General features: G+C 50.6%; 23 protein-coding genes, 3 tRNA genes and 2 pseudogenes. 12 read left to right on the top strand and 16 right to left on the bottom strand.

The window, feature by feature from the left end:
* Positions 1-56: 56 nt before the first annotated feature.
* Entirely contained in the window at positions 57-296 is a 240-nt protein-coding gene (locus tag GTGU_RS08895; protein ID WP_038156033.1) for a DUF1435 domain-containing protein, read from the top strand.
* 34 nt (positions 297-330) lie between these two features.
* On the opposite strand, the gene GTGU_RS08890 is transcribed toward GTGU_RS08895, so the two are convergent.
* The 4 genes from GTGU_RS08890 to rsmC form a co-directional block, all read right to left on the bottom strand.
* Positions 331-417: transfer RNA gene (locus GTGU_RS08890), tRNA-Leu, on the bottom strand.
* 30 nt (positions 418-447) lie between these two features.
* A tRNA-Leu gene (locus GTGU_RS08885) sits at positions 448-535 on the bottom strand.
* A gap of 28 nt (positions 536-563) precedes the next feature.
* Positions 564-650 (bottom strand) — tRNA-Leu (locus GTGU_RS08880).
* A gap of 135 nt (positions 651-785) precedes the next feature.
* Positions 786-1814, bottom strand: a complete 1029-nt coding sequence (rsmC, locus tag GTGU_RS08875) for a 16S rRNA (guanine(1207)-N(2))-methyltransferase RsmC (protein ID WP_038155875.1) — start codon at positions 1812-1814, stop codon at positions 786-788.
* A gap of 103 nt (positions 1815-1917) precedes the next feature.
* Between rsmC and GTGU_RS08870 the strand changes: the two genes are divergently transcribed.
* The 5 genes and pseudogenes from GTGU_RS08870 (at position 1918) to GTGU_RS08855 (ending at position 5030) form a co-directional block, all read left to right on the top strand.
* On the top strand, positions 1918-2331 hold the full coding sequence (locus tag GTGU_RS08870; RefSeq protein WP_038155873.1) for a DNA polymerase III subunit psi: 414 nt from the start codon (positions 1918-1920) through the stop codon (positions 2329-2331).
* Positions 2300-2746: a ribosomal protein S18-alanine N-acetyltransferase gene (rimI, locus tag GTGU_RS08865; protein WP_038155871.1), complete on the top strand. Its 447-nt coding sequence runs from the start codon at positions 2300-2302 to the stop codon at positions 2744-2746. Before GTGU_RS08870 ends, rimI begins: the two co-directional genes overlap by 32 nt.
* Before the next feature lie 16 nt (positions 2747-2762).
* Positions 2763-3440, top strand: a complete 678-nt coding sequence (gene yjjG / locus GTGU_RS08860) for a pyrimidine 5'-nucleotidase (protein ID WP_038155869.1) — start codon at positions 2763-2765, stop codon at positions 3438-3440.
* Between the two features lie 91 nt (positions 3441-3531).
* Positions 3532-3597 (top strand): annotated as a pseudogene (locus GTGU_RS27005) (hypothetical protein); the annotation flags it as partial.
* A 227-nt stretch (positions 3598-3824) separates the two neighbouring features.
* Entirely contained in the window at positions 3825-5030 is a 1206-nt protein-coding gene (locus GTGU_RS08855) for a tyrosine-type recombinase/integrase (protein WP_038155866.1), read from the top strand.
* A gap of 337 nt (positions 5031-5367) precedes the next feature.
* On the opposite strand, the gene GTGU_RS08845 is transcribed toward GTGU_RS08855, so the two are convergent.
* The 12 genes and pseudogenes from GTGU_RS08845 to GTGU_RS08790 form a co-directional block, all read right to left on the bottom strand.
* Positions 5368-5580 carry a hypothetical protein gene (locus GTGU_RS08845; RefSeq protein ID WP_038155862.1) on the bottom strand — a complete coding sequence of 71 codons (213 nt, stop codon included), beginning with the start codon at positions 5578-5580 and terminating at the stop codon, positions 5368-5370.
* Between the two features lie 100 nt (positions 5581-5680).
* Positions 5681-5905: a hypothetical protein gene (locus tag GTGU_RS08840; RefSeq protein WP_038155860.1), complete on the bottom strand. Its 225-nt coding sequence runs from the start codon at positions 5903-5905 to the stop codon at positions 5681-5683.
* Positions 5906-6247 carry a hypothetical protein gene (locus GTGU_RS08835; RefSeq protein WP_038156031.1) on the bottom strand — a complete coding sequence of 114 codons (342 nt, stop codon included), beginning with the start codon at positions 6245-6247 and terminating at the stop codon, positions 5906-5908.
* Positions 6247-6993, bottom strand: coding sequence for an ORF6N domain-containing protein (locus GTGU_RS08830; RefSeq protein ID WP_038155859.1), 747 nt, complete (start codon positions 6991-6993; stop codon positions 6247-6249). The genes GTGU_RS08835 and GTGU_RS08830 overlap by 1 nt, the downstream gene beginning before the upstream one ends.
* Positions 6990-7271 (bottom strand): hypothetical protein, encoded by a 282-nt coding sequence (locus GTGU_RS08825; RefSeq protein WP_038155857.1) that lies wholly within the window; start codon positions 7269-7271, stop codon positions 6990-6992. Before GTGU_RS08825 ends, GTGU_RS08830 begins: the two co-directional genes overlap by 4 nt.
* On the bottom strand, positions 7271-7687 hold the full coding sequence (locus GTGU_RS08820) for a hypothetical protein (RefSeq protein ID WP_038155856.1): 417 nt from the start codon (positions 7685-7687) through the stop codon (positions 7271-7273). Before GTGU_RS08820 ends, GTGU_RS08825 begins: the two co-directional genes overlap by 1 nt.
* Entirely contained in the window at positions 7684-7902 is a 219-nt protein-coding gene (locus GTGU_RS26590; RefSeq protein ID WP_136397979.1) for a ParE family toxin-like protein, read from the bottom strand. The genes GTGU_RS08820 and GTGU_RS26590 overlap by 4 nt, the downstream gene beginning before the upstream one ends.
* On the bottom strand, positions 7874-8122 hold the full coding sequence (locus tag GTGU_RS08815; protein WP_038155855.1) for a hypothetical protein: 249 nt from the start codon (positions 8120-8122) through the stop codon (positions 7874-7876). The genes GTGU_RS26590 and GTGU_RS08815 overlap by 29 nt, the downstream gene beginning before the upstream one ends.
* A pseudogene (locus tag GTGU_RS26885) lies at positions 8122-8478 on the bottom strand (hypothetical protein). The gene GTGU_RS08815 and the pseudogene GTGU_RS26885 overlap by 1 nt, the downstream one beginning before the upstream one ends.
* Positions 8479-8855: 377 nt before the next feature.
* Positions 8856-9275 carry a hypothetical protein gene (locus tag GTGU_RS08800; RefSeq protein ID WP_038155852.1) on the bottom strand — a complete coding sequence of 140 codons (420 nt, stop codon included), beginning with the start codon at positions 9273-9275 and terminating at the stop codon, positions 8856-8858.
* Complete coding sequence (locus tag GTGU_RS08795) at positions 9272-9481, bottom strand: hypothetical protein (protein WP_245609598.1); 210 nt, start codon at positions 9479-9481, stop codon at positions 9272-9274. Before GTGU_RS08795 ends, GTGU_RS08800 begins: the two co-directional genes overlap by 4 nt.
* 211 nt (positions 9482-9692) lie before the next feature.
* Entirely contained in the window at positions 9693-10343 is a 651-nt protein-coding gene (locus GTGU_RS08790; protein WP_038155851.1) for a LexA family protein, read from the bottom strand.
* 105 nt (positions 10344-10448) lie between these two features.
* Here GTGU_RS08790 and GTGU_RS24500 point away from each other — a divergent pair, with 105 nt between their 5' ends.
* The 6 genes from GTGU_RS24500 to GTGU_RS08760 all read left to right on the top strand — a co-directional run bounded on the left by GTGU_RS24500 (position 10449) and on the right by GTGU_RS08760 (position 15505).
* Positions 10449-10664, top strand: coding sequence for a helix-turn-helix domain-containing protein (locus tag GTGU_RS24500; RefSeq protein WP_038155850.1), 216 nt, complete (start codon positions 10449-10451; stop codon positions 10662-10664).
* A gap of 18 nt (positions 10665-10682) precedes the next feature.
* On the top strand, positions 10683-10976 hold the full coding sequence (locus GTGU_RS26575; RefSeq protein WP_038155849.1) for a hypothetical protein: 294 nt from the start codon (positions 10683-10685) through the stop codon (positions 10974-10976).
* Between the two features lie 371 nt (positions 10977-11347).
* Complete coding sequence (locus tag GTGU_RS08775) at positions 11348-12901, top strand: DEAD/DEAH box helicase family protein (protein ID WP_038156027.1); 1554 nt, start codon at positions 11348-11350, stop codon at positions 12899-12901.
* On the top strand, positions 12898-13869 hold the full coding sequence (locus tag GTGU_RS08770) for a DUF7146 domain-containing protein (RefSeq protein ID WP_072011941.1): 972 nt from the start codon (positions 12898-12900) through the stop codon (positions 13867-13869). The genes GTGU_RS08775 and GTGU_RS08770 overlap by 4 nt, the downstream gene beginning before the upstream one ends.
* Complete coding sequence (locus tag GTGU_RS08765; protein ID WP_038155847.1) at positions 13869-14729, top strand: hypothetical protein; 861 nt, start codon at positions 13869-13871, stop codon at positions 14727-14729. Before GTGU_RS08770 ends, GTGU_RS08765 begins: the two co-directional genes overlap by 1 nt.
* Complete coding sequence (locus tag GTGU_RS08760) at positions 14726-15505, top strand: antitermination protein (RefSeq protein ID WP_038155846.1); 780 nt, start codon at positions 14726-14728, stop codon at positions 15503-15505. Before GTGU_RS08765 ends, GTGU_RS08760 begins: the two co-directional genes overlap by 4 nt.
* Positions 15506-16041: the final 536 nt, after the last annotated feature.

Here is a 16041-nt window from a genome sequence, read left to right as displayed (position 1 = left end):
ATGATAAAAATTGTCATATGCTATTGGTTATCATTATCGATGTGAGAGGCAAAACCATGTTGCAGCGCGCATTAGGAAGTGGTTGGGGCATGCTGATCCCGGGCGGCATCATCGCTGCACTCGGGTTTGCGGATCTGTCTGCAGAGACCTGGCGAGGGCTTATTGTGGTGGGGTTACTGCTGACATCGTCGATGATCTGGCACCACAAGTTGCGTCATTACGTTCTGCTGCCGTCATGTGTCGCGCTGATTGGTGGAATGATGCTGATCATGCTGAATATGAAACTACTGGGATAATACACAGGAAAGGACAAGCAGGAGATAAGATAATTGGTGCGAGGGGGGGGACTTGAACCCCCACGTCCGTAAGAACACTAACACCTGAAGCTAGCGCGTCTACCAATTCCGCCACCTTCGCACAGTCATCTTATTTTGTATATCGCCTCGTTGGTGCGAGGGGGGGGGACTTGAACCCCCACGTCCGTAAGGACACTAACACCTGAAGCTAGCGCGTCTACCAATTCCGCCACCTTCGCACAGTGCGAGCGATATTTGCGTGGTTTATGGTGCGAGGGGGGGGACTTGAACCCCCACGTCCGTAAGGACACTAACACCTGAAGCTAGCGCGTCTACCAATTCCGCCACCTTCGCATGCCATCGACTCTATGAAAGAATCGTTACCACGGAGGCGCATTCTAGTGGTTTTCCGCTATTCGTCAATAGTTAATTGTGGGGGTTTTGCCGATCGCTGCAAAAATGGGCGATCGGTCCCGTTACGTTGAAATCTTACTTTTTCGCCTGCCGGGTCATGATGGCGCGGTAAACTTTGAAGCGCCCGGTCTGGGCAATCACTTCATGAAAACCAAAGGTTTCGTCCAGCACATTTGGGTAGGGCAGAAAGGCGTTAGCGACAATGCGCAACTCGCCGCCGCTGTTCAGATGACGCACTGCGCCGCGAATCAGCGTTTGTGCCGCGTCAAGACTGGTCTGCAGACCATCGTGGAACGGCGGGTTAGAGATGATCATATCAAAGCGACCATTCACCTCAGAGAAAACGTTGCTGGCGAATACGTCGCCTTCAATATCGTTCGCGCTCAGGGTCGCTTTACTGGCTTCCACCGCCGGCGCGCTGACATCGCAAAGTGTTAAACGTACTTTCGGCGAGTGGCTGGCGAGCGCTGCGGCCAGCACGCCTGCGCCACAACCGATATCCAGCACTTTGCCTTTGGTATGCGGCGTCAGCGTGGAGAGCAGCAACTGACTGCCGATATCAAGACAATCACGGCTGAAAACGCCCGGCAGAGTTTTAATCGTCAGATTATCGAGGTGATATTCTCCCCAGAAAGCATCTGCGTCGAAAGATGGTCGGGTTTCGAGGCGACCGTGATACAGACCGCAACGGCGCGCGCTGTCGATTTTACCGAGCGGCGCGAATTCGGCCAGCATCTGCTCGGCGCTGCGCACGCCGCTGCGGTTTTCGCCGACGACAAAAATATCGCAGCCCACTGGCAGCAGAGACAGCAGATTCATCAGCTGGAACTGCGCTTCGGGCTTGTTTTTCGGCCAGTAATAAACAAGCGTATCGCTATCCGCCACATCGGCTGCTTCCGCCACCAGACTAAAGCGAACGTTATCACCCATCTGGCGATTCAGCACCTGCCAGTGGTGAAACTGCTGGGTATGTGCTCGGCTGGCGGCGGTTTCAAGGCGTGCGGGGAGATCGTCCTGCAGATCACCGGCAAACAAAATACGGCGTTGTTCGAAATCATCACTGTGACGCAGCAAGACTTCACTTGCCGGGGTAAAAGCAGACATGGCTAAATCCTCAATTAACGACGGCGGCGATTATAGTGGTTTGTTGGCGCAAGTTCGACGAATTTGCTATATTTCGGCGCCTGACAGACAGGAGAATGGCGTGATGACATCCCGACGAGACTGGCAATTACAGCAACTGGGTATTACTCAGTGGTCGCTGCGTCGTCCGGGCGCATTGCAGGGGGAGATTGCGATTACACTCCCACCCCATGTGCGGCTGGTGATGGTGGCCGAGACGCTGCCCGATCTCGCGGATCCGTTCATCGGCGATATCCTCCGGGCGCTAATGCTTTCAGCTGATCAGGTACTGCAATTGACGCCGGAGCGTGCTGAGATGCTGCCGCAGGGTAGCCGGGCCAATAGCTGGTTGCTGGGAACGCCCGCCACGGTTTCACTGGAGGGCGCGCAGGTATCGACGCCTGCATTTGATGAATTACGAGCCAGTGCGACAGCGCGCACGGCGCTATGGCAACAAATTTGTGCTCATGAACATGATTTCTTCCCTCAGCACGACTGATTTGCCCCGCGCGTGGCAGATTGAAAAACGCGCGCATGCGTTTCCGTGGAGCGAAAAAACCTTCGCCAGCAATCAGGGCGACCGTTACTTCAACCTCAAGCTTGAGACGGAAAATGAGATAGCGGCATTTGCGATTACTCAGGTCGTGCTGGATGAAGCGACCCTGTTCAATATCGCGGTGGATCCCGCTTACCAGCGCCGCGGGCTGGGGCGTGCGCTGCTGGAATATTTGATCGACGCGCTGGAAAAACGCGGCGTCGTCACGCTGTGGCTGGAGGTTCGGGCGTCTAACGTCGCCGCCATCGCACTCTATGAAAGCTTAGGCTTCAACGAGGCGACCATTCGCAAGAACTATTACCCCACCGCAGAAGGACGCGAAGACGCCATTATTATGGCTCTGCCAATCAGTATGTAAGACACAAGGTGATACGATGAAGTGGGACTGGATTTTCTTTGATGCCGATGAAACGCTGTTTACGTTTGACTCTTTTACCGGCTTACAGCGGATGTTTCTCGACTATAGCGTGACCTTTACCGCCGAAGATTTCCAGGACTACCAGGCCGTCAATAAACCGCTGTGGGTCGATTATCAGAACGGCGCGATCACGTCGCTGCAGTTGCAGCACCAGCGCTTTCAGGACTGGTCTGAGCGCCTGAACGTGCCGCCGGGCGATCTTAACGATGCGTTTATGAACGCCATGGCGGAGATTTGCGCGCCGCTGCCGGGTGCGGTTTCGCTGCTCAATGCCCTGCAGGGCAAGGTGAAAATGGGGATCATTACCAACGGTTTCACCTCGCTGCAGCAAATTCGCCTTGAGCGCACGGGGCTTCGCGATCACTTTGATTTATTGATCATTTCCGAAGAAGTGGGCGTGGCGAAACCGGATCCACGCATCTTTGATTACGCGCTGGAAAAAGCGGGCAACCCCGATCGTTCGCGGGTACTGATGGTGGGCGACACCGCCGCGTCAGATATCCTCGGCGGCATCAACGCCGGTCTGGCAACCTGCTGGCTGAATGCACATCATCGTGAGCAGCCGGAAGGCATCCAGCCGACGTGGACGGTCAGCACCTTAAATGAACTGGAGCAACTCCTGTGTAAACAATGATTGTCTGACCTTCGGTCTTGAGTAAAATAGCCGCATTTTTCGATTCTCGTGCGCGGCCTGACGCCGTGCGCTTACACAGAAGACTTTAACTATGACGTTGTCTCCTTATTTGCAAGAGGTGGCGAAACGCCGCACTTTTGCCATCATCTCCCACCCCCATAAAACACCCTCTATTAAATAAATTCGAAACCTTCCTGATTCTTTAAATTCCTTTCAGTGAGTCGCCTAGCGGCGCCTTCCATCTGCATTCTTATGTTTCAAATGAATCTAACTCCTTTCATGTAGCATCATATTAACTCGATTGCTTTCACAAAATTTCTGTACATGCGTTTGTACATAATGTACAAACCGAAGAGGTTTTTTTGAGTTTGTACAAGGTGGGGTATGGCGCTATCGGATACATGGTTGCGCTCGGTAACGGGCAAGGAACGCGATAAGGTTATGGTTAAGTCAGATCGAGATGGCTTGTCCGTTAGAGTATCACCGAAAGGACGAGTGGTTTTCCAGTACCGCTATCAGTGGGCGGGAAAGGGCGAACGTATGGATATTGGTACTTATCCAGCCACCAGCTTAAAAGACGCCCGTGATGAAGTAGTAAGGCTGCGCGGGGAACTTGAGGCAAACAGAAACCCTAAGTTGGTTCGCCTGGCAGAGAAGCGAAAAGTCACCGGTGCGCTGACAGTAGAGGCGGTGATCAGAACCTGGTATGACGCCTATTGCCTGAAAAATAAAAAAGGCGCAGATCAAATCATCCGTTCCTTCGAGATTCATCTTTTCCCCAGGATTGGTAGTGTTCCGCACGATGCTGCCAGCCTCCATGACTGGCTGGAGGTACTGGATCCTTTAAGCGTAAAGCTACCGGGTATTGCTGACAGATTGTTGGTGAACTCTAAGCAGGCCCATGCCTGGGCGTACAAGAGAAAATTGGTAGAGAATCGTCCATTGTCCGACATAACCAGTAAGGATATGGATATCAGAAAAAGACAGGGTGAGCGATTCCTTAGCCATGAAGAAATACGGATCCTGTATGCCGCAATTGAAGGTTCTCGTATGGTTCCTAAGTACCGTGCCTTTATCAAGTTGCTACTGCATTTCGGATGCCGTTCCGCTGAGTTGATAAGCGCCAGAGTCGAGGATTTTGATTTCGTAGATAAAGTCTGGACGGTACCGGCCGAGCGGCACAAGACGGGAGCTATAACAGGTAAGCCGCTAAAACGACCTATCATCAAGCCTACCGAAGATCTGATTCAATACGTTATTTCGATGAATAATGGTTCAAGTATGCTCTTTACTAAAGAGGGAAGCCGAGAACCTGTTGGAAGATCATCGTTACAATCCTTACCGTATAATTTAATGCAGTACTCCTGGCGTCGCTTGGGATACCAGTTCCCTCATTGGTCACTTCACGATTTGCGAAGAACAGCAAGAACGAATTTTTCCGATCTGACGGAACCGCATATAGCTGAAATAATGCTCGGTCATAAACTGCCCGGTATCTGGCAAGTTTATGACAAGAGCGATTATCTTGAAGAGCAACGTAAAGCATATCAGGCATGGTGGGAAAGGGTTGAGTCTATCGTTAAGACGTAACCCCTGCGAACCGGTGAATTTTATGCTTCGCCCATTTGTTCGGGCAGGATTTGATATCCGGATCCGGAAACTCGGGGCGGTACTTCTGTCCCGTTTTGCGGTTGACGCTATTCCAGCGGAGCACGGTCGATACGGAAACCCCGCAATAGTCTGCAACCTGTTTTGTTGTCATTAAATCACTCATACCCACCTCACACCATGCTCAGGCCACGGCAGTGGCACCACGTTTCAAACATTCGTTTAACCACTTCCCGGCAGTAGAATCCTTCCTGATCCCTCGAGATGTCGTAGCGGTTTCCGTACCGCTGGTGCACCCATATTTCAAACGCCTTGTGCATCACTTCACAGTCTCCTTCTCCGCTTCAATAATGCAGTCGACCATCATCATTAGCGATCCGGCCATGTCGTCGTAATCATCCCAAGCGTTGCTTTCGAAGAACTGCGCAGCGACTACAGGCGCGATCTGGCTAACCAGGTGCTGGCGGTATGTCATGCCGCGTGGTGTATCGAGACGCGGACACGGGTAAGCTGAATGCTGGCCTTTTTTCATTGTTAGCCTCAGTAATTCATTAAAAACTTATATTCAATTAGCGCGCCGAAAACGACGGCTACCAGCAGCAGGCCAAACAGCATGGACAGGAGAAAAGGCTTCATCGCTTAGCCTCCCGCTGTACGGTTTTGTAGGCCCGCAACATGTCGCGGGATTTGCCGGACAAAACCGACCTCATGAAGAACATGCCGCTGCGGGTTGCAATGATGCCTGGCGTGCAGAGCAGGGTGGCGTCAACCACCCGGTTATGTTTACGGAATTCAAACACAGTGCTGGTGATCACAATGTTCGCCACGGCGCCGTAGTCCTGGTATTGGATTTTCATTCACATATTCCCCGCTACCGTATCGCTCATGTCTTTGACCATGCTTTGCCAAATTTCTCGGCCCCTCGTCGTCAGTTCGTCACCATGAACGCATTTGCTCAATAACTGGATCCCGATGGCTTCCCAGCACTGCGGATGACAGTCTCTGATCGTCTCCAGTGCGTAGCCGTTGATTAAATCCCTGACGCCTTGAGCCCCACCAACGATGTTTACCTGTATCTGTTGACCATTGGCATTAATCATGAAGTGATCACCGCTGGTGGCTGAAATATGGTTATACAGCGCAGCGGCGTACTGGTTCGCCAACGAGTTGAGACGGAAATTTTGCGTAATGAGCGCCATTACCTGACCTCCCATCCGATAGCCTGAAACAATCCCATCTTCGGGTGATACCAGCGGGTGCCGCGAGGTTCAGCTTCAGACATCATCTGGCGAAACGCGGCCATAAACGGCTCCAGTTCGACGATAGCCCTACGTGACAAAAGCCCGTCTGGAGTCATAAATTCGTGCGTGTCTGTCGGGATGCGGTAGGCATTGACCAAATTCCGGCACTTGGCGTCACTCATTCCGCTTTTGGCTACCACCTGGCGGTAACCGACATATCCGGCGCGCATGGTCCCGCGTTTGATGTTCTCCACAGCTTCTGTGACCGTTTCGATCTGCTCTTCAACATGATTCAGGCGCTTCTGCTGGCGAACGGCATCGGCGGCCATTGCTGCGATCATCTCGATTTCCGTCAGCGGCGCGCGAGTGCGGAAGTAGCTGTTAACAAGCTCGCGCTGAACCTGCCAGGCCAGATCGTCATTGAATGGCTTCGTCAACATTAAATAACCAGACTCGAAAAGAATGATCCCTTTGGCAGTGCGTGCGGCAAAGGCATCAGAAAGTGACTCCGTACGTATTACGTCCGCAGTCATTTCGAGAAAGTCCACACCTTCGATAAAGTGAGAGCGGTTGCGATTAAACGCAGCGCGAGCTGTGCCTTCCGGGCGCTGATGGACGTCATCAATCATCGCCAGTGTCACAACGCGTTGACCGCGATATTCGACGGCTGGAAGCTGTTTGTTGTTGATGATTACTGTGTTCATGCTTTATCTCCAAAGGCGCGACGCAGCGCTTTTTTCATTTTCTTACCGTTATTCACTGAGCAATAAAGTTCCGCCAGTTCTTGGGCCATCATTTGTTCGCCAGTTTCATCATTGACGAAATATTGATTAGGGTTGTTCTTTATGAACTCTTGCACCATTGGCAACGCGAGAAATTCATCAGGACTGTAAATTTTCGACTGACGTTGACGATGCTTTGTGTTTGGCACTTTGTGTGTGGACTCAACCGCAAAGATGTTTGCATTATCTTGGTTAGCCATCAGCGCATCCCCAGCGGTTTATTGGCCTGCAGTTCGTCAACCTCTTTCACAAAGCGGTCATGCATGGCGTCCCATTTCTCGCACCAGTTCTGCATATCACGCTTACGAGCAAGGATACGGCGCAGCCGGCGAACGCAGCGCTGGTGGGCGAAGTGATACTCTTTCGTGGCGCCACCGCGTTCCCATACTTCTCCGTGCACCGGATGAGACACCTTTACGTCAGGATGGCGGCACATAAAGCCCGATGCCTCGAATGCCCAGGTGGTCATGAAGAACGCCAGATAGCGGATCGCCGTATCGCGGCTGAAGCAGCGCTTCATGCGGCCGTGCCGCATAGCGACGAACAGTTTGCCCACAGGCGTATGGTGAATCTGAAATGCCAGATCAATGACACTGGCGGTGCGGTTGTCGATCATCGTTTTATTTCCCCTGAATATTTTTCATGAGACATTACTTCCCAGTTCCTGCCATCGTCTTTCGATAGCAGCCTCCAGCGCGGATTAACCTTCAGGCTGAGATACCCGGTCCGTCGCATGCGCCGCGCATAGATTCGCTTTCGTCGGTATCGCAGCAGGACCTGCATTGCCTGCAGGTGAACGCGCTCAGGTATTCGAATTGCTGTCAGTGCCACCAGTAACCTCTTCAATGCGTAGCTCCATTTCGCGAGCCATTTCGATAAAAGTGTCCAGAGCGCAAATATGCTCATCTTCAAAAAGCCGGCGATCGCAAGTAACACGGCCGTTTTCGATATAAAGAACAACACGCCCGGTGAAGTCCGGAAGGACGTGCAGATCCACGTTGAGGACTGGGGGGATCTGAATCCCGTGCATAATTGTTTGTTGTGAGGTCATCAGTTAATTCCTCCACATACGTATTTCTCTTTCGCGTGTTTAATTAATTCCGCAAAAATCTCGTCAACAATCATCTTTCCGGTCTCGGTCAGATATTCGGTGTGTCCATTGATATCGACACTTTTCATATACGTCTGGCGAATAAAGGTTTCCGCCTCTGCTGAAAATTCAGTACGTGCCTGTCTTTCGAAGCGCTGTAAAAGTTGCACCATGGCTTATTCGTCGATATCGATAAACTGGATATTGTCATTCGGCATTGAAACGGTAAGGCGATAACCTCCGGTCTTGCGCTTCATTCGGTTTAATGCCGCAATAGCAATGCGGCGGCGATAAATTTCAATGGTGTTATTTTTCACGTCGCTTTTCCTCTGCCTTCACCCAGATATCGATATCTGATGAGATGTTCAGAGCAAGACCAAGTAACTGTTTAGTCTGGAGAGGGTTCATTTCCTTAAAACAAAGATGCATCAGGTCCAATAGTTCATTAAGATTTCTGGATGAATTCGCTACATCTTCAATGCTGTCATCTGTTGATGGGTCCCACATGATTACCTCCCATAAGCCTTACGCAGAAAGAGGGTTGCAATATGCAGGTAGCTGTTGCCATAACAGGTAAATAGCTTTGCTGTTTTATGAGCTGCTTTATCCTTAACGAATGACATATATATCACCTCGATGAAATTTGGTTGCACGATTCCCCACCAGTGATGGTGTGATTTAAATTACTTATCGATTAACATAATTTTACTTCGATACTTTTCAGTAAATCATGAACCTTAATTGCATTATCGAAAATAAGTGATGCCATGAGGCAATCGGCGTCATCACTGTCTTTTCCTGAAAAATATGACTCATTATATACGTGAGCCAGTTCCCTGAGTTTTGCCGCGCTGACCGTCGCGTAAAAAACATCATCAGCAATATTATCGCTATTCCCTCTGGGGGGCTGTACTGCCTTTTCATTTTTTGCTAACTCTTCGATGTATGCGTAAGCTGTTTCACGGGTTTTATCGAAAGAGCGAATGAGGCAGGCTAAGCCGCAATCAGTTTCCTCATTCATTTCTTCGGTGTTTTTATAAATCATTTCCAGAAGAGTATTTCCTTCGGAAATCTGAGCAACAATGTGTTGAAGCATGTCTAAGGGAGTTTTCATTTGCTGTTCTCCAGCTGGTGGGAAACCTCGCTCATATAAACAAACACATCACCTGCCAGTTTCTTCAACAAGGATGCCAGAGCACTTACTTCAGATTCAGAAAGTTTATGCGGGTGGTCTTCCATGAGGCTGCATACTAATTCCGCTTGAAAAGCTTTTTCTGCGATTTGGTTGAACTGATTGAACTCGGGTTCTGACATTTTCATTTCATTGGCTCCGTTGTTTGCCGATGAAATAAATGTACACGATATGTGATTTTATTTGCAATCACAAATTGTGTGCATCATGTATTTTTCACAATATGTGTTTGAATTTTTTGTGAATTTTTCTTTGGGCAAGTTATTTTGATTTTGGCTGAAGGGGAGGGGCTGAGGTTTAAAGCAAAAAAACCCTGCAATGCAGGGTTAAAAATAATGATTAGCCAAACGTTTCGTCAGGCCATTGTGAGGCGACAACTTTTCCGACGATCCTGCAATGCTCATTACAGGAAATCAGTCCAAATTGAGGGTTCAGTGGTTGGAGATAACTGACTCCTCCATCTCGTATAAGTTTCTTAAACGTAAATTCGTCGCCGCCAAGGCGGGCAATGCAAAAATCACCAGGATCAACTGGCTGGTCAGGGTCTACCAAAATCAGCATCCCTTCAGGGAAGCTTGGTTTGGATCCGGTTGGAGCGGTCATTGAGTTGCCATCAACCTCAAGCCAAAACGCATGGTCGCTAGCTCTTTTGGTTGTACTTACCCAAACATCTGAATCGTCACGATCTGTAAATGTGCCGAACTCAGTAGAAAACATGCCAGCCTGAACGTGTGAAAATACTGGGTATTCGTATTTTTTGTATACAGGGCCTGCATTATCACCAAACAAAATCAGTGCTGGAGACACGCCAAGCACCTCACCCAAAATAAGTGCATCATCAGCACTTACTTTTCTTGTGCCGAGCTCGTAATTGCCTAGACGGGAAGGGGCCGCCCACCCGCAAAGCTTGGCTAGCTGCGCCTGACTAAACCCCTTAGCTTCCCTAAGAGATTTAATCCTTTCCCCGATAATTTCATGCATGGTTTTCATCCTTTCAATTTAACACGAAACGTGGATTTTTATCGTACACATTTTGTTGTTGCTTGTTAATCACAAATTGTGTGTAATGTTCCGGAGATTACTTCGGAGTGCCTAATGAACCGGATTGCCCAAGAAAGAAAAGGAATCGGACTAACGCAAGCTGAGCTTGCATCTGCATTGGGATGGAAACCTTCCCGACTTTCGAATTATGAGCAGGGAATTCGTAAGCCAAGCCTTGATGACTGCCGATCGATAGTCGATGGACTTAGAAAATCAGGGAGCAGATGTACGTTAGATGACGTTTTTCCTTACTCGTCCAACGAGGCGTGACATGTCACCGGAGGCGATATGTATCCGGATTATGTGCAGGTTGATCTGCCCTCGCTTTATAGCCTGGCGGACGCAGCGTGGATCCAACAGCAGTTACTGAGTTTTCCTCCGTCCCTCCGTCGCAAAGTAGCGCTGAAGTACGCAGAGGTTTACGAAATCACGTTTGACGCCGAGCCGGTTTCATACCGCAGGGAGAACCGGGCAAGGCATGAAGCCAATGTGAGGCTTCGCAGGTTCGTTGAAACACACGGGCGGGCAATTCAGGGCTACACAGCCCAGCCGCCTCTGGCAGGAACGCAACAGCGCGCCTGACGATACCGGGCTTAAAGGTGCCTGGTTGCAGTCTGACTTAAAGGTGTCAGTTGCTGATGAAGCTGGTACCACCCACTTACTTTTTTACATTTTGTTGTACTAGCTATCTAGTACATGAATAAGGGAGAGGTAAGAGGGGGGTAAGGGGGGAGATCGGAGAGGGATGGGAATAGGCCTTTTCCAGCAGGCATCTCCATTGGTTAGTTAGGTGCAGATCTCAGAGACCACACCAAAAAATTCGGACGTACTCGCTAAGTGATACGCAGGTGTACGCGGTTAAACCAGATTGGTTTTTCCTGGAAGAGTGGAAATTAAAGGGGTTGATAATGCTGAACATCAAACCGAATTTTGCGCAGGAACGCGCACTCAACATGCTGCGCAGGGACTGGAAGGCATACGAATCATTCATGATGTATATGCCTACCGGAAGCGGAAAAACTGGACTGGCGGCTTTCGTTGCTGCAGGTCTGGTAAGCCGTGGCATGCGCGTTTTGTTTGTGGTGCCCTATACCATTCTTATTAACCAGACTGCCCAGCGTTTCGCGCAATACGGACTGCCGGAAGACCAGATCAGTTTTATCTGGCGTGATCACCCCAACTATGACCCAAGTCTGCAAATTCAGATCGCCAGCGCCGACACACTGATTCGGCGTGATTTCCCTAAGGATATTGATCTGCTGATTATCGACGAAGCCCATCTGAGAAAACGCCGCATTCTGAAAGAGATTGAGCGTATCACCACGGAGTCAAAGGCGAAGGTTATTGGCCTTTCCGGTACGCCGTTTTCACCTTTCCTTGGTCGTTATTACCAGCGCCTGATTAAACCGACGACTATCGGAGAGTTGATCCAGCGTGGTGATCTGAGTAATTACGAGTTTTACGCCCCGACAAAGCCGGATCTGCAGGGTGTCAAAACGAAAATCTCAGCCGAGTATGGTTCTGATTATGATGAAGCCCAACTGGCGGAAATCATGTGTGGTTCTGATCTGGTTGGTGACATCGTTGATAACTGGCTGCGCAATGGTCGCGACCTGCCGACGGTAGCGTTCTGTGTAAACAAGGCTCACGCCAACTATGTGACCATGCAATTCAACAAGGCCGGTGTGAATGCAGAGGTCATGGTGGCTGAAACACCACATGACGAGCGCCAACTGATGATCAACCGTTTCGAGACTGGCGCTACAAAAATTATTGTCAGTGTTGGCGTACTGGTAGCAGGCTTTGACAGCGATGTTCGTTGCGTGATTTATGCACGTCCGACAAAAAGTGAAATCCGGTGGCTACAGGCGTTAGGGCGCGGGCTTCGAACTGCACCCGGTAAAGATGCCTGTCTTATCTTCGATCACAGCGGAACGGTTCACCGTCTGGGGTTTCCTGATGCCATCGAATATAACGATCTCCCCTCAAAAAATGATGGCATGAAAGAGTCAGCAGCGCGCGAGGCTGCAGAACGGGAAGAAAAGCTCCCGAAAGAATGCCCTGAATGCCATTTCATGAAACCTGCAGGTGTTTACGTCTGCCCGAAATGCGGATTTAAGCCGCTGGTCGGTGAGGATGTTGAAACAGACACCCAACGCAACCTTAAAAAGCTCAAAAAAGGCGGAACGGTTTACACCAAAGCGGACAAACAGTCCTGGTGGAGCCAGATCAAATTCTATCAGCGCCAGCGTTCCTCTATGGGCAAACCCATCAGTGACGGCTGGTGCTCACATACCTACCGCGACAAATTTGGCGAGTGGCCCAATGGCCTGAGCGATTTTCCGATGGAGATTACTCCGGAGGTAAACAACTACATCAGGCACAAACTCATCAAATTTGCGAAGGGACAGGAGAGGGCCGACAGTGCGGCCACTACAAACCGGATCGTCAGCGCAAAACAACAGGTTGAAAATATTCGCAGTATGCTGGGGAGAAGAACAGCGTGAAGACAGCAGAAGCGGCAAAAGGCCGCTGGACGGAAATTCTTGAACATTACGGCCTGCCACCAATAACCGGGAAACACCACTACAGGGGAGAATGTCCGGTATGCGGTGCGCGCGGAAAATTCCGTATCGACGATCGCGAAGGTACCGGGACGTGGATCTGCGTATGTGGTAGTGGAGACGGCATGAAGCTGCTTTCCCTCACGCAGACCGGGAAGACTTTCTCGGCACTCTGCTCAGAGGTGGATCAGTTGATTGGCAATGACTACCGCCGGGAGAAAATCCCCGTCAACAGCTCTGCGGCGAAGTTACGCCAGCGCGCCATCAGTAAATTCGCAAAGTTGGTGCCCTTGCGCGGTACCAACGGGGAAGGGTATCTGCGTCAGCGCGGGATCAACAAATTACCCTCTGAGGCGATCCGGTTCTGCGAAAAGCAGCGTCATGCGGGCAGGATTTATCACGCTCTCTATGCTCTCGCCACCGATGATAAAGGTGAATTGTGCTATCTCCACCGAACCTTACTTGAAGGGGATCGCAAAGCGCCGCTGGGGGAAAGCGCCAAACGGCAAAAATCCCTGCAGGAAGATAACTACCTCGAATATGCCCGATCTGTAGCCATCCGTATGTTTCCCGTGTCCTCAACACTGGGGATCGCAGAGGGCATCGAAACGGCGCTCTCCTGCTATCAGATTTATGGCGTAAATACCTGGGCGGTAATGAACAGCAATTTCATGAAAAAATTTCGGGTGCCGGCAGGGGTAAAACATCTGATCGTTTTCGCTGATATGGACAAGCATTCTGCCACCGGGCAGGCCGCGGCGTTTGAGTGCGCTCACGCCAATCTGCTGGCGAAAAATGACCTGGTAAAAGTCAGTGTACGCTGGCCGGACAACGGTGACTTTAACGATATGCTCATGAACGGTGATCAGGTTCGTGAACAGGTTTTCTACAAGAAAAAGGCGGCTGCGTAATGCGTACAGATAACAACGAACATAAAGCACTATTCACCATCCCGACGGCAGCGCACAGCTCCGCCCTAGCAAACATCAAACCTCTGCCTGAGCAACGGAGAATCACCGGGCATAAACAGACCGATGCCTATCTGTGGGTACTGGAGGTTATCCGCCTGAATGAACCGGCACATCTGGACGCTGCAGAAGCTGCGCTGGAGAAAATTAAAATCTCTCCAAAAGAGGCCGAGGAACGGTATTCCCGTTATCTTCTGGCGAATGGAGGCGATCCTTTCCAGGTAGCTTTCGGTACCATCGGCATGGATAACCCGGCCAGGGCTATTGAGAATGCGCGTAAGAACATCAAGAAAGCTGCTGATGTGCGCGCTACGTTCGGCAGCTATGAAGCAGCGATGGAGGACGTAGAGGCCGAGCGAGTGATCAGGTCTTCCCCAAAATTTACTGATGATTACCAGTGGGGATGGACAGTAGACGAAAAGAGAGATGGAAGCATTGACGGCAGTCGTATGAATGAAATTGATGATCAGCGTCGCGCATATGTTGATGGCTATCGTGACGTTCTACCAGAGCCTCATACACTGTCAGATGTTGTTCGTGAGTTTGTTTACTGGGACTGGCTCTACAGCGTTCGCCACACTTCAGGTCAGGAACTCGGTTACGAATTTGGTTATTCCGAGCACCATGAATCTGTGTACGACCGTGAGCGATACCTGGAAAAATTGCTGGCGACCATCAAACCAGTGACACGTGCTGAAGCTGTAGAGGTTTGCAGCTGGTTTCTGGCAAGTGGAAAGGAGGAATATATGGAAGACAAAGGCGCGGCGGTCATTCTTAATCTGGTTGGGGAGTGCGAACAATGAAGCTTGAGGCATCGTTAAAACACTTCAGCCCTCAGGGAATGCATATCAGCGACGACGTGAAAGGAACCTCTCCGGAGCGCCTCACCGGCACTGATGTTATGGCGGCCATTGGTACCACCAGCAGCCGCGCGCGGTTTGGTCTGGCAGCCTTCTTTGGTAAGACCGGGATCAGCAAAAGCGATGAGCAGCTGGCTGTACAGGCTCTGGCGCGTCACGCGATGGATTCGGCACCCAGGAATGTACGTAAAGCAGCAGCAGGCGAGTTTGGCTGGTGTATGCTGGTGCTCGCACAATTCGCCTTTTCCGAATACTCCCGTTCAGCGGAAACCAGCGTGACGTGTCACAGTTGCAGCGGCAGCGGATTAACCTCTCAGTATGAGGATGTGATCAAACATCCTGGAGTCTTCAACTCTGACGGAATGGAAATCGTACCGCCGAAAATCAGGCACGAACTGGTCAGGCGTACATGCGCGGCATGTAACGGTAAAGGTGAGCTGCTGGCCCGATGCCGTTGCGGCGGCAAAGGTGAGGTGCTCGACCGAAAAGCCACCAGAGAGCGTGGCGCGCCAGTGTATAAAAGGTGTGGGCGTTGCTCTGGAAACGGTTTTTCATCGGTGCCATCAACGGCTGCGCATAAGGTTATTCTGAAGCGCGTCCCTGAACTACATGTCAGGACATGGACACGCAACTGGAAGCCGTTCCTTGAATCGCTGGTGGTCATCTGCTATAGGGAGGCACAAAAGGCAGATGATGCGTTTCAAAGAATAACTAGTTAGGTAACGATAGAAGTAATATTTATCATTTTCGAATCATGGAGCTTGATTTTGTCCGAAGTTGTCGTGTATGCTTTAAATCATGGATGCCTGTATCCAAATGAAACTGATTACGAACCCTGCCACTCGGCGGGGTGTTTGTTTTTGCCCTATGCTATGTGGTGATTCCGCTGGTCACGCGGCGGCGTCTGCTCCACGAAACGGAGCGCACTTCCCGATGTGCCTGCGTAGTGTCGCAGCTAAAAGTTGACTATTCTCATGTCGTGCTGCTTGCTGGTGGTCAGCGCCGGATTTAAACTAAATCCGTGGTGAATGCCCCTGTGCGGAGGCGCGTAACTGGTTGGGCTGCGTCCTTGTTAGTGTTCACGCGGGCAGAAATGACCAGTTTTCTGCTCACCGGGAGGCACCCGGCACCACAGGAAAGGTCTGAATCGTTCGTTATTTTGCATTTACTTGATAGGTTTTCTCAGGCTGCCTTAATCTTAGTGGCAGCCTTTTTTTCGCTTCATGGTTGCGATTTTCCATGAAAACAATGAGCT

Origin of the sequence: Trabulsiella guamensis ATCC 49490 (genome assembly GCF_000734965.1) — a bacterium.
GTDB classification, from domain to species: domain Bacteria; phylum Pseudomonadota; class Gammaproteobacteria; order Enterobacterales; family Enterobacteriaceae; genus Trabulsiella; species Trabulsiella guamensis.
Note: the sequence above shows the minus strand (reverse complement) of the source record. Positions and strands in the feature narration are given on the sequence as shown.